Source organism: Streptomyces sp. NRRL B-24484, from assembly GCF_000717715.1.
GTDB lineage: Bacteria > Actinomycetota > Actinomycetes > Streptomycetales > Streptomycetaceae > Kitasatospora.
On the sequence record NZ_JOAI01000047.1, the window covers coordinates 37,625 to 54,507 of the forward strand.

The 16,883-nt window shown below is 75.9% G+C and carries 13 protein-coding genes and 1 riboswitch; of the genes, 6 read left to right on the forward strand and 7 right to left on the reverse strand.

Features of this window, described 5'->3' with window-relative positions; all coding sequences use genetic code 11:
• Positions 1-93: 93 nt before the first annotated feature.
• The 4 genes from IE98_RS0132995 to IE98_RS0133010 form a co-directional block, all read right to left on the reverse strand.
• The gene (locus IE98_RS0132995; protein ID WP_234443766.1) at positions 94-5,019 is read right to left on the reverse strand and encodes a DNA-binding protein; all 4,926 of its coding nucleotides are present in this window, start codon (positions 5,017-5,019) and stop codon (positions 94-96) included.
• Complete coding sequence (locus IE98_RS0133000) at positions 5,016-5,882, reverse strand: DUF4132 domain-containing protein (protein WP_030275413.1); 867 nt, start codon at positions 5,880-5,882, stop codon at positions 5,016-5,018. Before IE98_RS0133000 ends, IE98_RS0132995 begins: the two co-directional genes overlap by 4 nt.
• A 338-nt stretch (positions 5,883-6,220) precedes the next feature.
• Positions 6,221-6,988 (reverse strand): potassium channel family protein, encoded by a 768-nt coding sequence (locus tag IE98_RS0133005; protein ID WP_030275414.1) that lies wholly within the window; start codon positions 6,986-6,988, stop codon positions 6,221-6,223.
• 181 nt (positions 6,989-7,169) lie between these two features.
• Positions 7,170-9,002 (reverse strand): hypothetical protein, encoded by a 1,833-nt coding sequence (locus tag IE98_RS0133010; RefSeq protein WP_159401149.1) that lies wholly within the window; start codon positions 9,000-9,002, stop codon positions 7,170-7,172.
• Between the two features lie 135 nt (positions 9,003-9,137).
• Positions 9,138-9,229: riboswitch (ZMP/ZTP riboswitch) on the forward strand.
• Positions 9,230-9,249: 20 nt separating this feature from the next.
• On the opposite strand from IE98_RS0133010, the gene IE98_RS0133015 reads away from it, so the two are divergent.
• On the forward strand, positions 9,250-10,722 hold the full coding sequence (locus tag IE98_RS0133015) for a glycine hydroxymethyltransferase (protein WP_030275416.1): 1,473 nt from the start codon (positions 9,250-9,252) through the stop codon (positions 10,720-10,722).
• A gap of 66 nt (positions 10,723-10,788) precedes the next feature.
• On the opposite strand, the gene IE98_RS0133020 is transcribed toward IE98_RS0133015, so the two are convergent.
• Positions 10,789-11,457 (reverse strand): NAD(P)-binding domain-containing protein, encoded by a 669-nt coding sequence (locus IE98_RS0133020; protein WP_030275417.1) that lies wholly within the window; start codon positions 11,455-11,457, stop codon positions 10,789-10,791.
• A 61-nt stretch (positions 11,458-11,518) separates the two neighbouring features.
• On the opposite strand from IE98_RS0133020, the gene IE98_RS0133025 reads away from it, so the two are divergent.
• Entirely contained in the window at positions 11,519-11,992 is a 474-nt protein-coding gene (locus tag IE98_RS0133025) for a winged helix-turn-helix transcriptional regulator (protein WP_078661502.1), read from the forward strand.
• Between the two features lie 29 nt (positions 11,993-12,021).
• Entirely contained in the window at positions 12,022-12,198 is a 177-nt protein-coding gene (locus IE98_RS0133030; protein WP_159401150.1) for a hypothetical protein, read from the forward strand.
• Between the two features lie 259 nt (positions 12,199-12,457).
• On the opposite strand, the gene IE98_RS0133035 is transcribed toward IE98_RS0133030, so the two are convergent.
• Positions 12,458-12,877, reverse strand: a complete 420-nt coding sequence (locus IE98_RS0133035; RefSeq protein WP_030275422.1) for a hypothetical protein — start codon at positions 12,875-12,877, stop codon at positions 12,458-12,460.
• Positions 12,878-13,166: 289 nt separating this feature from the next.
• Between IE98_RS0133035 and IE98_RS47075 the strand changes: the two genes are divergently transcribed.
• From IE98_RS47075 to IE98_RS0133050, 3 genes are all read left to right on the forward strand, one after another.
• Positions 13,167-13,547 (forward strand): hypothetical protein, encoded by a 381-nt coding sequence (locus tag IE98_RS47075; RefSeq protein ID WP_078661503.1) that lies wholly within the window; start codon positions 13,167-13,169, stop codon positions 13,545-13,547.
• Between the two features lie 245 nt (positions 13,548-13,792).
• On the forward strand, positions 13,793-14,491 hold the full coding sequence (locus tag IE98_RS0133045) for a DUF4232 domain-containing protein (protein ID WP_030275427.1): 699 nt from the start codon (positions 13,793-13,795) through the stop codon (positions 14,489-14,491).
• A gap of 551 nt (positions 14,492-15,042) precedes the next feature.
• Positions 15,043-16,299 (forward strand): extracellular solute-binding protein, encoded by a 1,257-nt coding sequence (locus tag IE98_RS0133050; RefSeq protein WP_234443767.1) that lies wholly within the window; start codon positions 15,043-15,045, stop codon positions 16,297-16,299.
• 102 nt (positions 16,300-16,401) lie between these two features.
• Here IE98_RS0133050 and IE98_RS0133055 read toward each other — a convergent pair whose 3' ends face one another.
• On the reverse strand, positions 16,402-16,824 hold the full coding sequence (locus tag IE98_RS0133055; RefSeq protein ID WP_030275431.1) for a hypothetical protein: 423 nt from the start codon (positions 16,822-16,824) through the stop codon (positions 16,402-16,404).
• Between the last annotated feature and the right edge of the window lie 59 nt (positions 16,825-16,883).

Here is a 16,883-nt window from a genome sequence, read left to right on the forward strand (position 1 = left end):
GGTGTCGGTCCTTCGGTCCGGGGAAAGGGGAACAACGGGTGGGGCCGGGGGTGCGGCGGTGTGCCGCACCCCCGGGGGGTCGCCGGCGCTCGGTCAGCGGCGGCGGCCGCGGCGGGCCTTGGGCGCCTTCAGTTCGCCGAAGCTCGGCAGGTCGCCGTCGAGCAGGCGCTGCCAGGCGCGGCGGTACAGCCCGGCGGCGGGCTCGGCCGGCAGCAGCACGCCGAGGGCGGTGGAGCCGCCGCCGAGCAGCGGCAGCTTCCAGGTCTCCAGCGGCAGGTGCGGGCTGCGCTGCTCCGTCCAGCCGCCGGGCAGGAAGAGCGTCCGTCCGGCGCGGGTGCGGGAGGCCTGCACGACCAGGTCGGTCGCGGCGAGCTCGGCCCGGGCGGCCTTCAGCCGGGCCGGCTTCCAGCCCGTCCAGCGGGCGGTGTTGCGGTCCGTCGGGTCGGGCATGGCGAGCAGCATCAGGTACAGCGCGGCGGCGTCCGCGCCGAGGCCGTGCCGCGCGGCGGCCTCCTCGACGAGGTCGGGCACCGAGCGGGACGGGTCCTGCGGCCACCAGGTGCCGTCCGGCCCGCGCTCGCCGGCGGCCGGGTCGCCCGGGTCGCCGAGCATCGCCTCGAAGCCGGGCGAACGGGCGGCCTTCAGCGCCGCCTCGGCCGGGAAGGGCTCGCCGGCGTTCTCCCGCAGCGCGGGCAGGTACGGGTCCTCGCCGGCCGCGTCCAGCAGGGCGGTGCGGATGCCCGGCGCGGGCTGGGTGTCGTGGGTCGCCATGACCACCGCGCCGTACCGCTCGTAGCCCTCGCCGACCTCGGTCGGTGCGCCGGCGACCTTGCGGAAGCTCGGCAGGCTGACGTAGCGGCCCAGGTCGAGCATCAGGCCCGGGTGGGCGAGCCGGTCGCGGACGGCGGCCAGCGCGGCGGGCAGCGCCGCCCGCAGCGGGTCGCCGGCCGGCAGCCGGTGGGACAGCCACCCGGCCATCGCCACCGCGCCGACGAGCGTCGCGGCGGTGAAGCCGGAGCCCGGCCGGACGGGCACCACCCGGTCCCGCTGGACGTGCCACTCCAGGTCCTGCGTCAGGTCGGCCGCCGAGGCCGGGTCCAGGACGGCGCCCAGTGCGGCGCGGGGCGCCCAGCCGGTGCGCACCGCACGGACGGCCTCGGCGAGCAGCGCCTCCGGGACGGCGACGCGGCGGCCCAGCTTCTCGTTCCACACCGCCGCGGCGGCCTCGACGTCCGGGCCCTCTGTCCAGAGCAGCGCCGGGTCGGCGGGCACCAGGGCGGTGAGCAGCCTGCGCCGGGTGGCGGCGCCGAGCGAGCGCAGCTCGTCCCGGGCGACCGCCGCGTCGGCGACCTTGAGCCCGAGCATCGCCCGGGTCTCGGCGGGCAGGAAGTTGCGCTCCCACTTCTCGACCTGCGGCAGGCCGGCCACCACCAGGGCGGCCATGGTGCCGGTGACACCGGTGAGCGAGGCGAACCGTTCGGCGGCCGCCGGGAACCACGGGGCCGGCTCGCGGTCCGCGGCGTACGCCAGCACCGCGGCGGCCCGGCCGTCCGCGGCGCCCTTCAGCGGCTCGCAGGAGAGCAGGGTGTACGGCGCCGGCGCCTCGAAGCGGCCGGTGGGGTCGTGGAAGAGCACGGTCGACTCGGTGTCGCCGTTGGTCGCCACGTCCCCGTCGGCGAACAGCAGGAACGCGCCGCCGCCGAGCGGCAGCAGCATGTCGCGGTCGCCGTGGCGGGTCGAGCCGTCCCGGTCGGCCAGGTGGCCGGCCGCGACGTGCAGCCTGGCAGTGCGCCAGTGCGCGGTCCCGGCCGGGTCGGTGAGGCCCACCCCGGCCAGCACCTCGAACAGGCCGCGCAGCGCGGCACGGTCCTCCGGCGTGCTGGTGGCGGACACCGCGCGCAGCGCGGTCGCCGCGGGCAGCTGCGGCAGCTGCCGCCAGCCGACCCGCTCGTGCGGGGTCTCCGTGGCGTCCAGGTGCACCGTGCCCGGTGCCGCGGCCTCGGTCTCGGGGGAGGCCGCCCGGGCGAGGAAGCGCACCTGCTCGGCGGTGTACCGGCTCTGCTGCGCGTTGTACCAGGAGGACGCCACGCCGAGGCCGCTGAGTGCGGCCTGCAGCTCGCCGTCGGACGGGCCGGGGGCCTCCTCGACCGGGACGGCGCCGCCGGACAGCTCCAGCTCCAGGCGCTCGGCGACGGCCGTCAGCCGCTGCTGCGGGGCGGCGGCGTAGCGCAGCAGGCCCGCGATGCCGGCCAGCAGCCGCTCGTCGGTGACCTCCGGCAGCACCGCGCGGACCGCCGCGGTGAGCTCGGCGGGCTGCTGCGGGTCGGCCTCGGTGGCGGCCTTGAGCAGCGCGGCGGCCGTGCCGTCGTCGAGGCGGCGCAGCGCGGCGGAGCCCTGCGGGTCGCGCGGCTGCAGGTAGTGCCAGTAGCGCAGCGGCGGCAGGATCAGCGTGCCCTCGGCGAACTCGCCGGGCAGGTCGTCGGTGCGGACGGTGGCGGTCGTGGCGCCGTCCGCGTCGACCAGCCGGATGCCGTAGGTGCCGTTGCGGACGACGGCCTGCGGCCGGTCGGCGCCGGGGAACTGCACCAGGCGCAGCGGGCAGCCCCGGCCCGGCGGCAGGGTGATGCCGCGTCCGGCGAGGTCCTCGCCGCGGTGCGAGCCGTCCGCCAGGGTGAGGGTGCGCCAGCCGAGCAGGCCGTCCACCGGCGCGCCGCTCGCCGTGGTGTCACCGGTCGGCGCGGGCATCACCCAGCCGCCGCAGGCCTTGCTGCCCGCCGGGGCGTCGCGCAGCGCGTCGGCGACGAAGGCGGGGTCGGCGGCCCGGCCGACGGTGTCGGTCGCCGGGTCGTACTCGTGCCAGGTGTACGGGGCGTCGCCGCCCGGGTCGGCCCACACCCAGAAGGTGCGGCCGTCGCCGATGATCCGGCGCTCGCCGGGCAGCGCGGTGTCCCCGGCGTGCACGGTGCCCTTGCCTCCGGTGCGGCCGCCGCCGTCGAGCGGCAGGCTGTGGCTGTTCAGCGAGCCCAGCCAGTAGGTGCGGGTGCCGCGCCGGGAGGTGTTCTCGGGCATGCTGAACACGCGGTCCGCGGCGGTGTGCCAGTAGCCGAGGAAGCGGCGGTTGTTGGCCTGCGACTGCCAGTGGACGAGCAGCGAGCCGTCCACGTAGTGGAAGCCGGTCTCGGAGGAGTCGCCAGCGGGGATCCGCAGGTCGTGACTGAGCACGGTGCCCTCGGCGCCGAGCACCCGGGCCTGCGAGGGACCGGCCGCGATCAGGTGCGGCCAGGCGTCCGCGACGACGATGTCGTCGACGTCCTTGCGGGCGACGAGCTCCGCGGCGGCCTCGTCCCAGGCGGGCCAGCCCAACTCGTCGATCACGCCGGCGCGCAGCGAGCGGGCGAGCACGGCCGACAGGTCGGTGGAGGCCGCGGCGCGGACCTCCTCCCCCGCCAGCACCAGCACCTCGCCGGGCAGCCAGCCGAGCCGCTGGAAGGCGTTCGGCAGCTCGGGCAGGCCGGCGGCGCGCGGCTGCCGGGCGATCTCGGACATCCACTCGGCGAGCATCGGCCGGCCGCCCGGCGAGCGGGCGAGCAGGCCGAGGGCCTGCCGGCCGCCGGCGTCGTTGGAGAGCCGGTCGGCGCCCCTGCGGAACGCCGGCCGGAAGCGCGGGTCGGCCTCCAGCGCGGTCAGGTCGCGCCGCGCCTCGTCCTGCGCCCAGGCCTCCAGGTGCAGCGTGGTGTTCTCGGTCGGGTCGGCGACCGGCACGCCGAGGGCGAGCAGGGTGTCCAGCAGGTTGACGTTGGTCTCGGTGACGCGCACCGCGGTGCCGGCCGCCGTGTGCTCGGCGCGCAGCCGCCCGGCGGCCCGGTCGACCAGCGGCAGCAGCGCGGGTATCCGGGTCTGGGTGCCCCAGCGGTGGCCGCGCCAGCCGAGGAAGCGCTCGAACCAGCCTGCGGTGCCGTCCGCGGGGCGGGCCTCGGCGGGCACCGAGTCGTCGTACAGGCCGGTGGCCGCGCCGGACTCGACCAGGACGTCCAGCCACAGCACGGGCAGTTCGCCGTCGTAGCCGGTCGGCATCAGGTCGAGCAGCCGGCCGCGGGCCGACGGGCTGCGCCGGCCGAGCGCGACCAGGGCGTCGCGGTGGCGCTTCCACCAGCCGGCGGCGGCGCGCAGTGTGGCGGGCAGTGCGAGGAGTTCGTCGAGGTAGTCGGCCTCGGCGGCCTCCGGGTCGGCGCCGGCCGCGCGGGCCAGCCGGCGCAGGTCGGTCGCCATCACGGCGGACGGCTCCAGGCCGCCCGCGGTGCGGCGCACGCACAGCCGGCGGAACCGGTCGAAGGCCTCCGCGGCGGGCACCCGGGCGCTCAGCTCCTTGGCGTACCCGGAGAGCACCTTGACGGGCAGTGCGCCGGCCAGCGCGAACTCCAGGAAGACCGCGTCGAGGCGCTGCTCGTCCAGCGGGAGGCCGTGCTGCGCCTCGGCCTTGCGGGCGCGGGCGAACATCTGGGCGGCGAACTGGCTGTTCTCGGCGCCGAGGAAGACCCGGCCGGCCTGCTCGTAGAAGGTCGGCAGGAAGTGCGGCACCGCCTCGGCCAGCCGCTCGGCGAGCTGCTGGTAGCCCTCCAGGGCGGCCTTCGGCCGGGAGGCGGCCTGCTTGGCGATCCGCTCCAGCTCGGGCACGATGCCGAGCGCGTGGTGGCCGTCCTGCGGGTGGTGGGCGAGCACCCACTCGGGGAAGCCCAGGGCCTGCCGCAGGCCGAGGCCGACCTCGGCCGGTTCGGTGTCGGGCTGCAGGCCGAGGAAGCCCACGGCCTGGTCCTCGGCGGCGCCCAGCTCGGCGGGCACCAGCCGGACCACGACCCGGTCGTCCAGGCCGGGGTGGCGGTACGTGCGGGCGGTCAGCGGCACGGCCCGCTCGCCGGCGCCGGCGGTGCCGGGCGGCAGCACGGCCCCGGCCTGCAGCAGCTCGGCGGCCTGCTCCTCGGTCATCGTGCGGCCCGTCCCCGTGTCCTCGTGCGTGCTCATGCGTTCTTCCCCTCCTGGACCGTGCGGCCGGCGTACAGCGCGGCGGCCATCCGCATCCCCTCCGACCAGGCGACCGGCCCGACCTCGGGCAGCGTCAGCGCCCGGCCCTCGGTGTCGCGCCAGCACAGCGCGCCGGTCTCCGAATCGCCGTCCCAGTACGGCTCGCCGATCCACACCGCCGGCTCGACCGTCCGCTCGCCGTCCCGGACCCGGGTGGTGGCGTAGCCGCCGGAGACCCGGTAACCGAGCCCGGTGGCGCGGGCGGCCAGGCCGAACCGCGACGGGAACCTGCCGCCGGCGAAGTCCTTGACCTCGGTGGCCTTCTCCGCCACCTCGTCGGGCTTGCGGAAGGTCGCCCGGTGGATCTGGTCGACGCCCTGGACGACGCCGAGCTCGGCCGCGAACTCCCGCAGGTCCTCCAGGTCCTCCAGCAGCACCGGGTGCGGCAGGGTGACCGTGGCGGGGGAGATGCGGACGGTCTCGCCGTCCAGGTCGACGAGCCGCAGCTCGCCGTCGGCGGTGGCGTCGCGCAGGAAGCCCACCTCGTCCTCGCCGTCGCCGACGACCACCAGGTCGCGCAGCGCGGCCTGCCAGGCCTCGTCCGGCCAGACCTTGGCCAGCAGCCCGGTCGGCACCGGCAGCGAGGACACCATCCAGGCGTCCACCTGCTCCCGGCAGGACGCCGCGTGGCGCTCCAGCCAGGTCGCGAACCGGCGCAGCCGGTCCGTCTCCGGGTGCTCGCGCACCGCCTTCGGCAGCGACTTCAGCTGCCTCCCCGCGGAACGGCCGGACGTCGACCGCGCCGTCACCCGGCCCTCCACCAGGGCGACCTCGTACCCGTCGCCCGCCGCCACCCAACCCATTACGGCCCCACCTCGTGCTCTGCCAAGTCGTCGGAAACCCCCGCAGCCGACCGGGGGTCCGGACACCCCGCCCGCGGTGATGTCGGAAACCTAGCGCCACCCGCGGACAACGCGTCCCGCCGGGCGGTGCACGGGTCCCGGCGGCCGTGCCCCCGACGCGTCGTCACTGCACGCACCAGGCCGCGCCCTGCGGCACCGGTACCGGTCGCACGGCGTGCGCACGGGCCGCCGCGGCCCGGCGACGTGTCGCAGATCACACGGCCGCGGTCGGTCGCGGGGCCGGTCGCGGGGCCGTCCCGGGCGGACGGTCGGAGCCGCCCGCCCGCGGCGGCCGGTGCTCAGGCGGACCGTTCGAGCCGGTCGTCCGCCGCGGCCTCGTCGGGCCGTGCGTGCCGGCTCAGCTCGGCGAGTTCGCGCCGCAGCTCGCGCACCTCGGCGGTGAGGTCCTGGATCGCCCGGTGGTTGAGGTGGTCCAGCCGGTCCTCCGCCTCGAACCGGGCCACGAACCAGGCCGCGATGTTGGCCGTCACCACACCGAGCAGGGCGATCCCCGACAGCATCAGAGCCACCGCCAGCAGCCGCCCGAGGCCCGTGGTCGGCGTCAGGTCCCCGTAGCCGACCGTCGTCATGGTGGTGAAGGACCACCAGAGGGCGTCGCCCAGGGTCCGGATGCTCGCGCGCGGCGAGCTCCGCTCGATCTCCAGGATCGCCAGCGAGCCGAACACCAGCAGCCCCAGCACCACCCCGGCCACGTAGGTCGTCAGCCGCACCTGGGAGGCCATCCGCACCCGCTGGCCCGCCAGCAGCAGCGTCGACACCAGTCGCAGCAGCCGCAGCGGCTGCACCAGCGGCAGCAGCACCGAGGCCAGGTCCAGCGGGCTGCGGCGGACGAACTCCCAGCGCCGCTCCGCCAGCACCAGCCGCGTCGCGTAGTCCAGCGCGAAGACCGCCCACACCGCCCACTCGGCCCAGGCCGCCCCGTGCAGCACCCACCCGGGCGCCCGCGGTGCGAGCACCGGCACCGCGTAGGCGACGGCGAACAGCACGGACAGCACGATGAGGGGGAACTGCGTGTGCCGCTCCCAGCGTTCGCGTCGGGTCGTCATGGCCGGCCTTCCTCCACGGGCGCGAGCTGCGGGGGCCGGGCCGGACGGCCGCACCACCCGCCCGCGACACCGCGCGGCGCACCCCCTGACGCCGGCGGCCGCCGCCGTGCCGGACGAACACCCTGGTCAACAGCCCCGCAGGCATCCTCCCACGGCGACGCGCCGCCGATCGCCGCGATCGTCAGGGCCGAGCGGTCCCCGGGTCCTGCACCCGCCCCTGCAGGGCCCGGGACAGCTCCGCGACGCACGCCGCCAGCTGTGCCGTCGTCAGCTGCGCCGGATCGGCGCCGCACCCGCCGCCGGGCGCGGGTGCCTGCGCGGTGGGCGCCGGTGCGGACGGCGCGGGCGCCGTCGCCGAGGTCGCGGGGGCCGGGGTCGGCTGCCCGCCGGGTGCGGTGATGCTGCCGTTCAGCGACACCAGGTTCGGCTTCACCGTCGCGTCACCGGACAGGTCGACGTAGTCCTGGGTCTGCCCGTTGAAGTCCACGAATCCGCGCCACATGTCCCGGCCGAACGGGACGATCTCCTGCAGGGCCCCGCCCGCGCCGGCGCTGATGGTGATCGAGGTCTGCTGCGCCATGTACGACACCATCCGGCTCGCCAGCACGTCCAGGTTCACCGACGGGGCGTCGTCGCCGCGCACGTACACGTGCAGGTCGTTCAGGCCGCCGCCGGCCCGGTCCGCCCGGACCACCGCGAAGGCCACCACCACCTGAGAGGAGCTCTCCCGCGGCACCAGTGGCGTCACGTAGTACAGGTGGCCGTCCGCCTTCGACCGCAGCAGGAACTCGCCCGGGTTGTTCGCGTTCGTCGAGGCCGAGGTGTGGGAGTAGCCGAAGCCGCGGTCGTCCTTCGCGCCGCGCCCGCCCAGCCACTGCACCTCGTGGATCTGCGCCCGTACCACCGAGCCCGGGTACACCGCCCCCGGCAGCTCGCCCGGCGCGACCTCCTTGCGGTACGTCATGTCCGGCCTGCCGTCGATCGAGCCGCGCAGCACCAGCACCCCCGCCGGCTCCAGCACGGTGCGCTGCCTCCAGCCGATCTGCCGGGCCACCGAGATCACCACCACCGGCTGCGCCGTCTGCGGGTCGGGGCCGTCGCAGTAGCCCCAGATGTCCTGCTCGCTGTAGGTCAGCTGCGGGAACCGCTCGGCGAGCAGGTTGCGCAGGCTGTTGGCGCCCGTCCCGGAGAAGGCCCGGCCGAAGGCGTGGCCGCCGCGGAACGCGCAGCTCGCGACGGTGTTCGAGCGGCCGTCCCAGACCGCGACGCCCTCCATCGGCTGCTCGCCGGAGCCGTCCAGCAGCGCCGTCCACACCCCGCCGCCCCGCGCGGCGTCCGGCAGGTAGTGCAGGCTGTGCCCCATCAGGTGCACCCCGGAGGCCAGGCCGGCGCTGTCGGTGAGCGCCTTGGCCGCCGCCGCGTAGGAGGCGGTGCGCGCCTCGAAGCCGAAGTCGGGCATCGGCTCGGTCTTCACGCAGGCCGGCACGTCGGCGGTGCCGACCAGGTCGCAGCGGCCGCCGTCGCCCTTGCGGGTGTGCTCGGTCACCGCCAGCACCGAGCGCGGGACGGCCGCGCCGGCCGCCGGGACGTCCAGCACCGTCGCCCGGGCGTAGTACCGCCCGGCGTCCTTGTCGTCGTCCCACATCCCGGTGCCCGCCCGCACCAGCGAACCGACCGTCGCGAGCACCACCACCGCGAGTACGAGCCGCACCCGCCACCCGCGGAACCCGGCCCCCGACTCGTCCGCGACGAAGGCGACGCCCCACACCGTGCCGAGCAGCCCCACCGCCACCCACAGCCAGAACAGCGGCGCCGCGTCCACCGGCCCGCCGTGCGGGAAGAACTCCTGCTCGATCAGCGGCACGTAGCTCTGGTCCTGCTGGCCGAACCCGCCGAACAGGACGTGCTTCACCACCCACACCAGCAGGGCCACCAGCGGCATCCACAGCCACCACGCCGTCAGCGCGAGCACCCCGCGCCGCACCACGCCCCTGCGGACATCACGCTTCGTCATGCCGTCCCCCCGTCCGTCCCCGTCACCCGCCCCTGTGCACGGGCCCCCGCAGCCTCCCTTCCCACCGCGCCCACGGGGCAAGCCCGTCCACGGAACGGACCCACGCGGCGACCACCCGGCACGGTTGGTACGCTCCCGGTGAGCCGTGACTGGCGCGCAGGGATGGATTCGACCATCGGGGAGCGGCTCCGTGTCTCACGCTGTCGCCGTGCGCCTGGGCCGTCCGAGTCGTCACGAGGAGACAGCCTTGGCCACGCCCGGCTACCCCGCCGCACCCCACACCGCCGTCGACCCCACCGCGGGCACCGCCTTCCGCGCCGCCGTCGACGCCGTCCGCGCCGTCGAGCCCCGGGTCGCCGACGCCATCGGCGCCGAGATCCAGGACCAGCGCGAGTCGCTCAAGCTCATCGCCAGCGAGAACTACGCCTCCCCGGCCGTCCTGCTCGCCATGGGCAACTGGTTCAGCGACAAGTACGCCGAGGGCACCGTCGGCCGCCGCTTCTACGCCGGCTGCCGCAACGTGGACACCGTCGAGGCGCTCGCCGCCGAGCACGCCCGCGAGCTCTTCGGTGCCGAACACGCCTACGTCCAGCCGCACTCCGGCATCGACGCCAACCTGGTCGCGTTCTGGGCCGTGCTCTCCCAGCGAGTCGAGAGCCCCGCACTGCAGCGCGCCGGCGTCCGCCAGGTCAACGACCTCACCGAGGAGGACTGGGCCGAGCTCCGCCGCGAACTCGGCAACCAGCGCCTGCTCGGCATGTCCCTGGACTCCGGCGGCCACCTCACCCACGGCTTCCGCCCGAACATCTCCGGCAAGATGTTCGACCAGCGCAGCTACGGCACCGACCCGGCCACCGGCCTCGTCGACTACGAGGCGCTGCGCGCCACCGCCCGCGAGTTCCGCCCGCTCATCCTGGTGGCCGGCTACTCCGCGTACCCGCGGCCGGTCAACTTCCGTCTGATGCGCGAGATCGCCGACGAGGTCGGCGCCACCCTGATGGTGGACATGGCGCACTTCGCCGGCCTGGTCGCGGGCAAGGTCCTCACCGGCGACTTCGACCCCGTGCCGCACGCCCACATCGTCACCACCACCACCCACAAGTCGCTGCGCGGCCCGCGCGGCGGCATGGTGCTGTGCACCTCCGAACTGGCCGAGCACGTCGACCGCGGCTGCCCGATGGTCCTCGGCGGCCCGCTGCCGCACGTGATGGCCGCCAAGGCCGTCGCCCTCGCCGAGGCCCGCCGCCCCGAGTTCCGCGCCTACGCCCAGCAGGTCGTCGACAACGCCCGGGCCCTCGCCGACGGCCTGCTGCGCCGCGGCGCGACCCTGGTCACCGGCGGCACCGAGAACCACCTGGTGCTGATCGACGTCTCCGGCTACGGCCTGACCGGCCGTCAGGCCGAGGCCGCCCTGCTGGACTCCGGCGTGGTCACCAACCGCAACGCCGTGCCCAACGACCCCAACGGCGCCTGGTACACCTCCGGCGTCCGGATCGGCACCCCGGCCCTCACCACCCGCGGCCTCGGCACCGCCGAGATGGACGAGATCGCCGACCTCATCGACACCGCCCTGCGCGGCACCGCCCCGGCGACCACCGCCGCCGGCACGCCGTCCAAGGCGCAGTACGTGCTGGACGCCCAGGTGCGGGACGACGTCGCCAAGCGCGCCGCCGACCTGCTCGCCGGCTTCCCGCTCTACCCGGGCCTCGACCTGGCCTGACGCCCGATCACGACCCGTGGCGGCCGGCCGTTGCACGTTCCGGCCGGCCGCCGCGGGGTCCCGGCGTCAGAACACCTCGTCGTCCACCGCGCCCGGGGCCAGGGCCGGTGCCGGGAACACGTGCCGGACCTCGCCGCCGGACCACCACGCGCCGATCGCGAACACCGCGGCGGCCTCCAGCAGCCCCGCCCGCTCCAGGCCGCCGCACGGCACCGCCGCACAGCCGGTCGGCGCCACCAGCTCGCCCACCAGGGCGGCCGCGGCCGGGTCGTCGGCACAGCAGGGCACCGCCGGCGGAGCCCCCTCGAAGGCGGGCCGCGGCAGCGTCCAGATGCTCTCGTGGCAGATGCCGAACACCTTGGCCACCCGTGCGGACGGCGCCGCCGCGGCCAGCCGGACCGCCACCGAGTCCCGCCCGCCCGCCGTGGTCAGGACGGGGCCCGCGGCGCCCGGCGCCATCGGCACCGTGCAGTCCAGCAGCGTCCGCCCCGCCAACTCGGCGGCCGGCCCGCCGACCACCCCCGGCGCGGCCTGCGCGGGCACGGCGACCGGCACCGCCTCACCGAACCGCGCCGCCTCCGCGAGCCCGGCGCCGCCCGCCGCCCCGATCCGCTCGGCGAGCCCCACCGCCGCCCCCGGATCGCGGCCGCCCACCACGACCTCGTGCCCCGCCCGGACCCAGGCCCCGCCCAGGGCCGCGGCCATGGCCCCCGTACCGAGAATGCCGATGCGCATCCCACTGCTCCCCACTCGCTGACGACGGCGAACTGCCGTGCCCGGGACGCCAACCGGGTCGATGCACACCGTTCGGTGGGCGACGGACCGGCAGGATGGACCCATCAAGGAGGACGGCGCGACGGACGACATCGGCACGGCCGCGGACCTGGGCGGCGACGTGTTCGCCGCGGACTGCCGGGCCCGGATCGCCTTCGAGGTGCTCGCCAACCGCCGGGACAGCGTGGTGGTGTACGTCCTCGGCGAGCAGGGGCCCATGCGGCCGCGCACCCTGCTGACCCGGGTCGGCGGGATCAGCCCCAAGGTGCTCGACCAGGCCCTGCGCCGCCCCGAGTACAACGGCCTGGTCGAACGCCGTCGCGACGCCGAGGCCCCGCCCCGCGTCGACTGCACCCTCACCGCGGCGGGCACCGCCCTCCTCGACCCGATCCGCGCCCTCGGATCCTGGTCGGCCGCCCACGGCGACGCCGTGCTCGCGGCCCGGGAGCGCTTCGACCGTGACCGCACCGACCGGTCCGGCGCCGCGCGGCCGTAAGCTGTGCCGACCGACGAAGGGTGGTGGCCGTGCACAAGCAGTGGCCCGAAGGGCGGATGACCGAGCCCGCTGCGGTGCGTGCACTCGACGACCGCGAGGCCGTACGTGCGGACCGGCCCGCCGCCCACCTCGGCCTCGCCGCCCGCTGCCGCGCGCTGCTCCGCCGTGGCCACCTGCTCGCCTCCGGCCGCGCGAACCGGGCCTGACCGTTCCCGGCCGGCGACCGGTCCGCCCTCAGGCCGTGACGATCGGTGCCTCGAGTTCGGTCACCCGCTTCGTACGGTCGGCCGTGCACTCCAGGGAGACCTCGCGCGGATGGCCGGCCGAGCGGTGGCCGGTGCCGGGGTCGACCCGTGCCGGGCGAAGTCTCGGATGGTGAACCTGATGTCTCGGAGTCGACCGCCTGACACGGGGTGAGGGTGAAGGAGCCGCCCGGCGCCTGGTGGCGAGGGCTTCCCGGCGGGCTCAGTGCCCGCCGGTGAGGGCGCGGTGGACGAGCGGGGCGTCGGCGGCCGTCGTCTCGATCCAGACCGGGCGGCCGGGGACGGCCTCGTAGCGGAGCACCGTCCGGGCCACCGCCGAGGCCCAGCGGTCGGGTTCGGCCGCGGTGGCCACGACGATGCGGCCGCCGGTCGGGATCTCGACCCCGGGCGCCGCCCCGCGGAAGGCGAAGCGGAGTGCACCGCCGCCCGGCGCAACGGTCAGCCGGCCCACGGAGGCGGCCTCCATCAGCTCAAGCCGCGAGCGCAGCGCGAGCCGGCCGGGCACCCGGACGGGCGAGCCGCCGCCGAGGAGTGTGCGGCGGCGCCGGGCACGGAGGCGGACGGCACCGGGAACCGCCCGGTCGCGCAGCAGGTCCACCACGAGCCGTACGGGCACGTCCACCGCCCCCACCTCCTCTTCGGGCCGCCACGGTAGGACACCGGCCCGGTGATCACGGCGGCGGGGTGGTGGAGCACCATGGGCCGGATGACCGACGCGTTCACGCTGCCTCCGGGCGGCCGACCTGCTGCCCGCCGGTGTCCTGACCTCCGACGGCGCCACGGCCGAGGACGTCCGGGACTGCGGGCGGCGGCAGGACTGGGAGTTCGCGTTCGACCTGCTGCTGGCGGCCGGCCGGTCACGCTCGCTGCCGCCCGCCTACTGGGACCTGCTCGCGGACGCCGCCGGCCAGGTGGGCCGGGAGCGGACCGCCCGATGGTGCGCCTGGCGCCGCGGGGAGGCGGAGCGCGGCGGCGTCCGGGCCGAACTGGTGCTCGCCGGTGCGGACGCCGGGAGGCGGACGACGCCGTTCGCCGGTGACGGCCGGCTGCGCCCGCTGTGGGACATCGGGCTGCGGACGGCGACCGGCGAGCCCTCCCTGGCCGTGGCCGCGCTCTGGGTGGAGGACGAACCGGTCCTGGCGCCCGGCGGTTCGGCCACCGTCCGGCTGGCGCCGCTCACCCCGGAGCTCTGGCAGGGGGTGGCGGTCGGTGACCGGCTCACCCTGTTCGAGAGTGCCGTCGCCGGTGGCGGCGCGAGGGTGCTGGAGATCGTTCCGCCGTTCCGCGCCTGAGCCCGGCGGCCGGGCGGTTCGTCAGCGACCGTTCGGCCCGGGCCCGTCCGTGCGCGGTTCCGTGCGGAAGAGGTGATCTCTCCGTGCTGGATCGCGGCGGCCGCGGGGTGTGGGATGTGCGCCGTGGCGGCAACCGGCCGTCCGCTGTGCGCGTCCTTGCGGGCGGTGGCGTCCGGCGGGCTCCGACGGGCGCCGCGGGCCGGCGCCGCCCCGGTGGCCGGACCGACCGAACGAAAGGCCCTGCCGTGGACACTCGCCGTCGAGCCCTCGCCGTCCTGCTCGCCCTCGCCTCCCCGCTGGTGCTGGCCGGGTGCAACGGCGACGGCACCGACACGGCCGGGGACGCCGTGGGTACCACCGCGGTCTCCGCCGCCCCCTCGACCGCGGCTTCCGCCTCCACCGCCACCGCCTCGCCCGCGAAGAGCGCCGGCACGGTCGCGTTCTCGGCGAAGGGCTCGGCGAAGCCCACCCCGACGGCCACCGCCGGCGGGGGCGGGGGAGAGGTGGAGCACTGCGTCAACCCGATGCTGAGCGTGACCGCGTCGACCGCCGACGGCGCCGCCGGCACCATGGTCCAGCGCTTCGTGCTCACCAACGTGTCCTCGGCGGCCTGCTCGCTGACGGGCCGTCCCACCCTCGCCCCGTACGCGCCCCCCGGCGCGCCGGCGCTGTCGGTGGCCGTGGGGGCGATCCCGGCCGGCTTCGGCGGGCTCGGCGGCAGCGGCGGCACCCTGGTGCTCGCCCCGGGCGGAACCGCGGCGTTCTTCCTGAAGTGGAGCAACGTCCCGACCGGTGACGCGCCGTGCCCGAAGGCGGCCGGCTTCGCCTTCCGCGCGCCGCTGGACCCGCTGGCGGACGCAGACAAGAAGGTGCCGTTCGCCTTCCAGCCGTGCGGTGGCGCGGCACAGGTCTCCCAGGTGCTGCCGGCCTCCGTCACCTCCTGACACCGGTACCCGGCGCAGCGCCCGGCGTGCCCCGGCACGTCCGGGCGCTGCGGCACGGCATGACGGCTCCCGGGGTGCGCGGACACGGACGGACGGCGGACGGCCCCGGGCCGGGGCCGGTCGAACAGGTGTGGACCACCGTGGCAGCGGCGGACGGAGCCGGTCAAGACGTACCGCCGCGTAGCCTGCATCACATCCGGAACCGGCCGTTGCGGACCCAAGAGCCCCGGCCGGAACCATTTCTGACGCTCCGTCGCATGCCGACGACCCGGTGCCCGCACGGGCGGGCGCCCGGTCGCGGGCCGCTGCGGAGCGCGTCGGAGCGGTCACGTGGGGCAACGATTCGGTAACCGCGCTGGAGTCCGCGGTCGGGACTGGTCGAGACTTTCGCCCATTCGCCCGGCCGTTCATGCACGCTTCGCCACCCTCCTCGACCAGGAATGCGTGCGGTCGACCGTTTGTGGACACCCCGCCGACACCCCGCGGGATTCCCGGGCGCATTCCTGTCTCCGGCCCTGCCGCCCTGCGGCACCATTCGAAGGCGGTTCCCCGTGGAACGACATCTGCCGCGCCTGTTAACCGCGGCACTGGCCTGCTCCCTGACCCTCACCGCCTGTTCGGCATCGGGGTTCGGCTCCGGCGCGGCGGTCACCATCCGGCTGGTGGCCGCCGATTACGGCGACAAGGAGTCGAACAGTTCCCAGCACTACTGGAACGCGGTCGCATCGGCCTTCACCGCCGCGAATCCCGGCATCCGGGTGGACGTCCGGGTGGTGAACTGGAACGACATCGACAAACGGGTCAAGGAGATGATCGACAGCGGCGACGTCCCGGACGTGCTGCAGACCGGCGGATACGCCGACAAGGTCGCGGGCGACCTGCTCTACAAGGCCTCGGACGTCCTGTCGATCGGCACCCGGGCGGACTTCCTGGACAGCTTCGCCAAGGCCGGGCAGGTCGAGGGTATCCAGTACGGAATTCCGTTCGTCTCCTCGGCGCGCGCTTTCTTCTACAACAAGGCGGTCTTCCGCCGGGCGGGCATCGCCGAGCCCCCGACCACCTGGGACGAGCTGCGCAGGGACGCCCAGCGGATCCGGGAGAAGGTGCCCGGCACCGTCCCGTACGCGCTGCCGCTGGGCCCGGAGGAGGCCCAGGCGGAGACGCTGATCTGGGAACTCGGGAACGACGGCGGATTCACCGACCGCTCGGGCCGCTACGCACTGGACAGCCCGCAGAACGTGGAGACCTTCGGCTGGCTGCGGAACAACCTCGTCACTCCCGGGCTCACCTATCCCGATCCGGCCCGCACCGACCGCCGGACGGCGTTCGCGGACTTCGCGGCCGGGAAGGCGGCGATGCTCAACGGCCACCCCTCGCTCGTCAAGCTCTCCGAGGACGGCGGGATCGACTACGGAATCGTTCCGATCCCCGGCCGGGCCGGTCCGCTGAAGTCCACGCTCGGCGTCGCGGACTGGATGATGGCGTTCAAGAAGTGGGGCCACCGCAAGGAGATCAAGAAGTTCCTCGATTTCGTGTACACCGGTGAGAACACCCTGGCGTTCGACGAGGCGTACAACCTGATGCCCGTCACCCACGACGCCCTGCTGGCGATGACCGCGAGCGGCCGGCACCACGACCTCGAACCGTTCCTCGCCCTGCTTCCGCAGGCCACCTTCTATCCGCTCGGGGACACCTCCTGGGACGCGATCTCCGCCGAGATCAAGAAGAGCGCCGGCCCGGCCGTCCGCAGACCCGAGGACGTCCTGGGCGACCTGCAGAAGCAGGCCCTGGCGGCAGGGTCGCACTGAGCGGCCGCACCGGCGGCCGGGTGCGGAGGCGACGGAGGCCGCCCGGCCCGGGGTGCGGTCCCCGGGCCGGGCGGCCTGCGAGCGGCTGCCGGACGGTCGTCCTCAGGCGAGGTCGACCACCTCGAACAGGTCGTTGTCGGTCGCCGCGCCGGACAGCCAGGCGGTGACGTAGGCCTCGCCGGGCTGCCAGTCCGAGACGCCCGCCTCGTAGGGGGTCGCCGCCAGGCGGACCACGACGTCCTGCGGGTCGCCGGTGCAGGTCACCATCGGCAGCTGCGGGCCGGCGGCGTCCACCGAGCCGGTGACGCCCTGTATCGCGCGGACGAGCACGGCGCGGACGTCGCCGGCGGGACAGGCGACCGTGACGGTGACGTCGACGGCGGCGCCGTCCTCGACGATCCGGCCGCCCACGACGCGGATGCTGCCCTCCCCGAGGGCGGACGCCTGGGGAGCGGCTGCGGCGAGCGTGCCAGTGGCGAGGACGGCCGCGAGGACGGCCGTGCGGAGGGTCCGGGTGACGGACATGGGTCGGTGCCTTTCGTGATCGCGGAGTCGGCCGCACCGGGGGAGCGGCTCGCCGACCA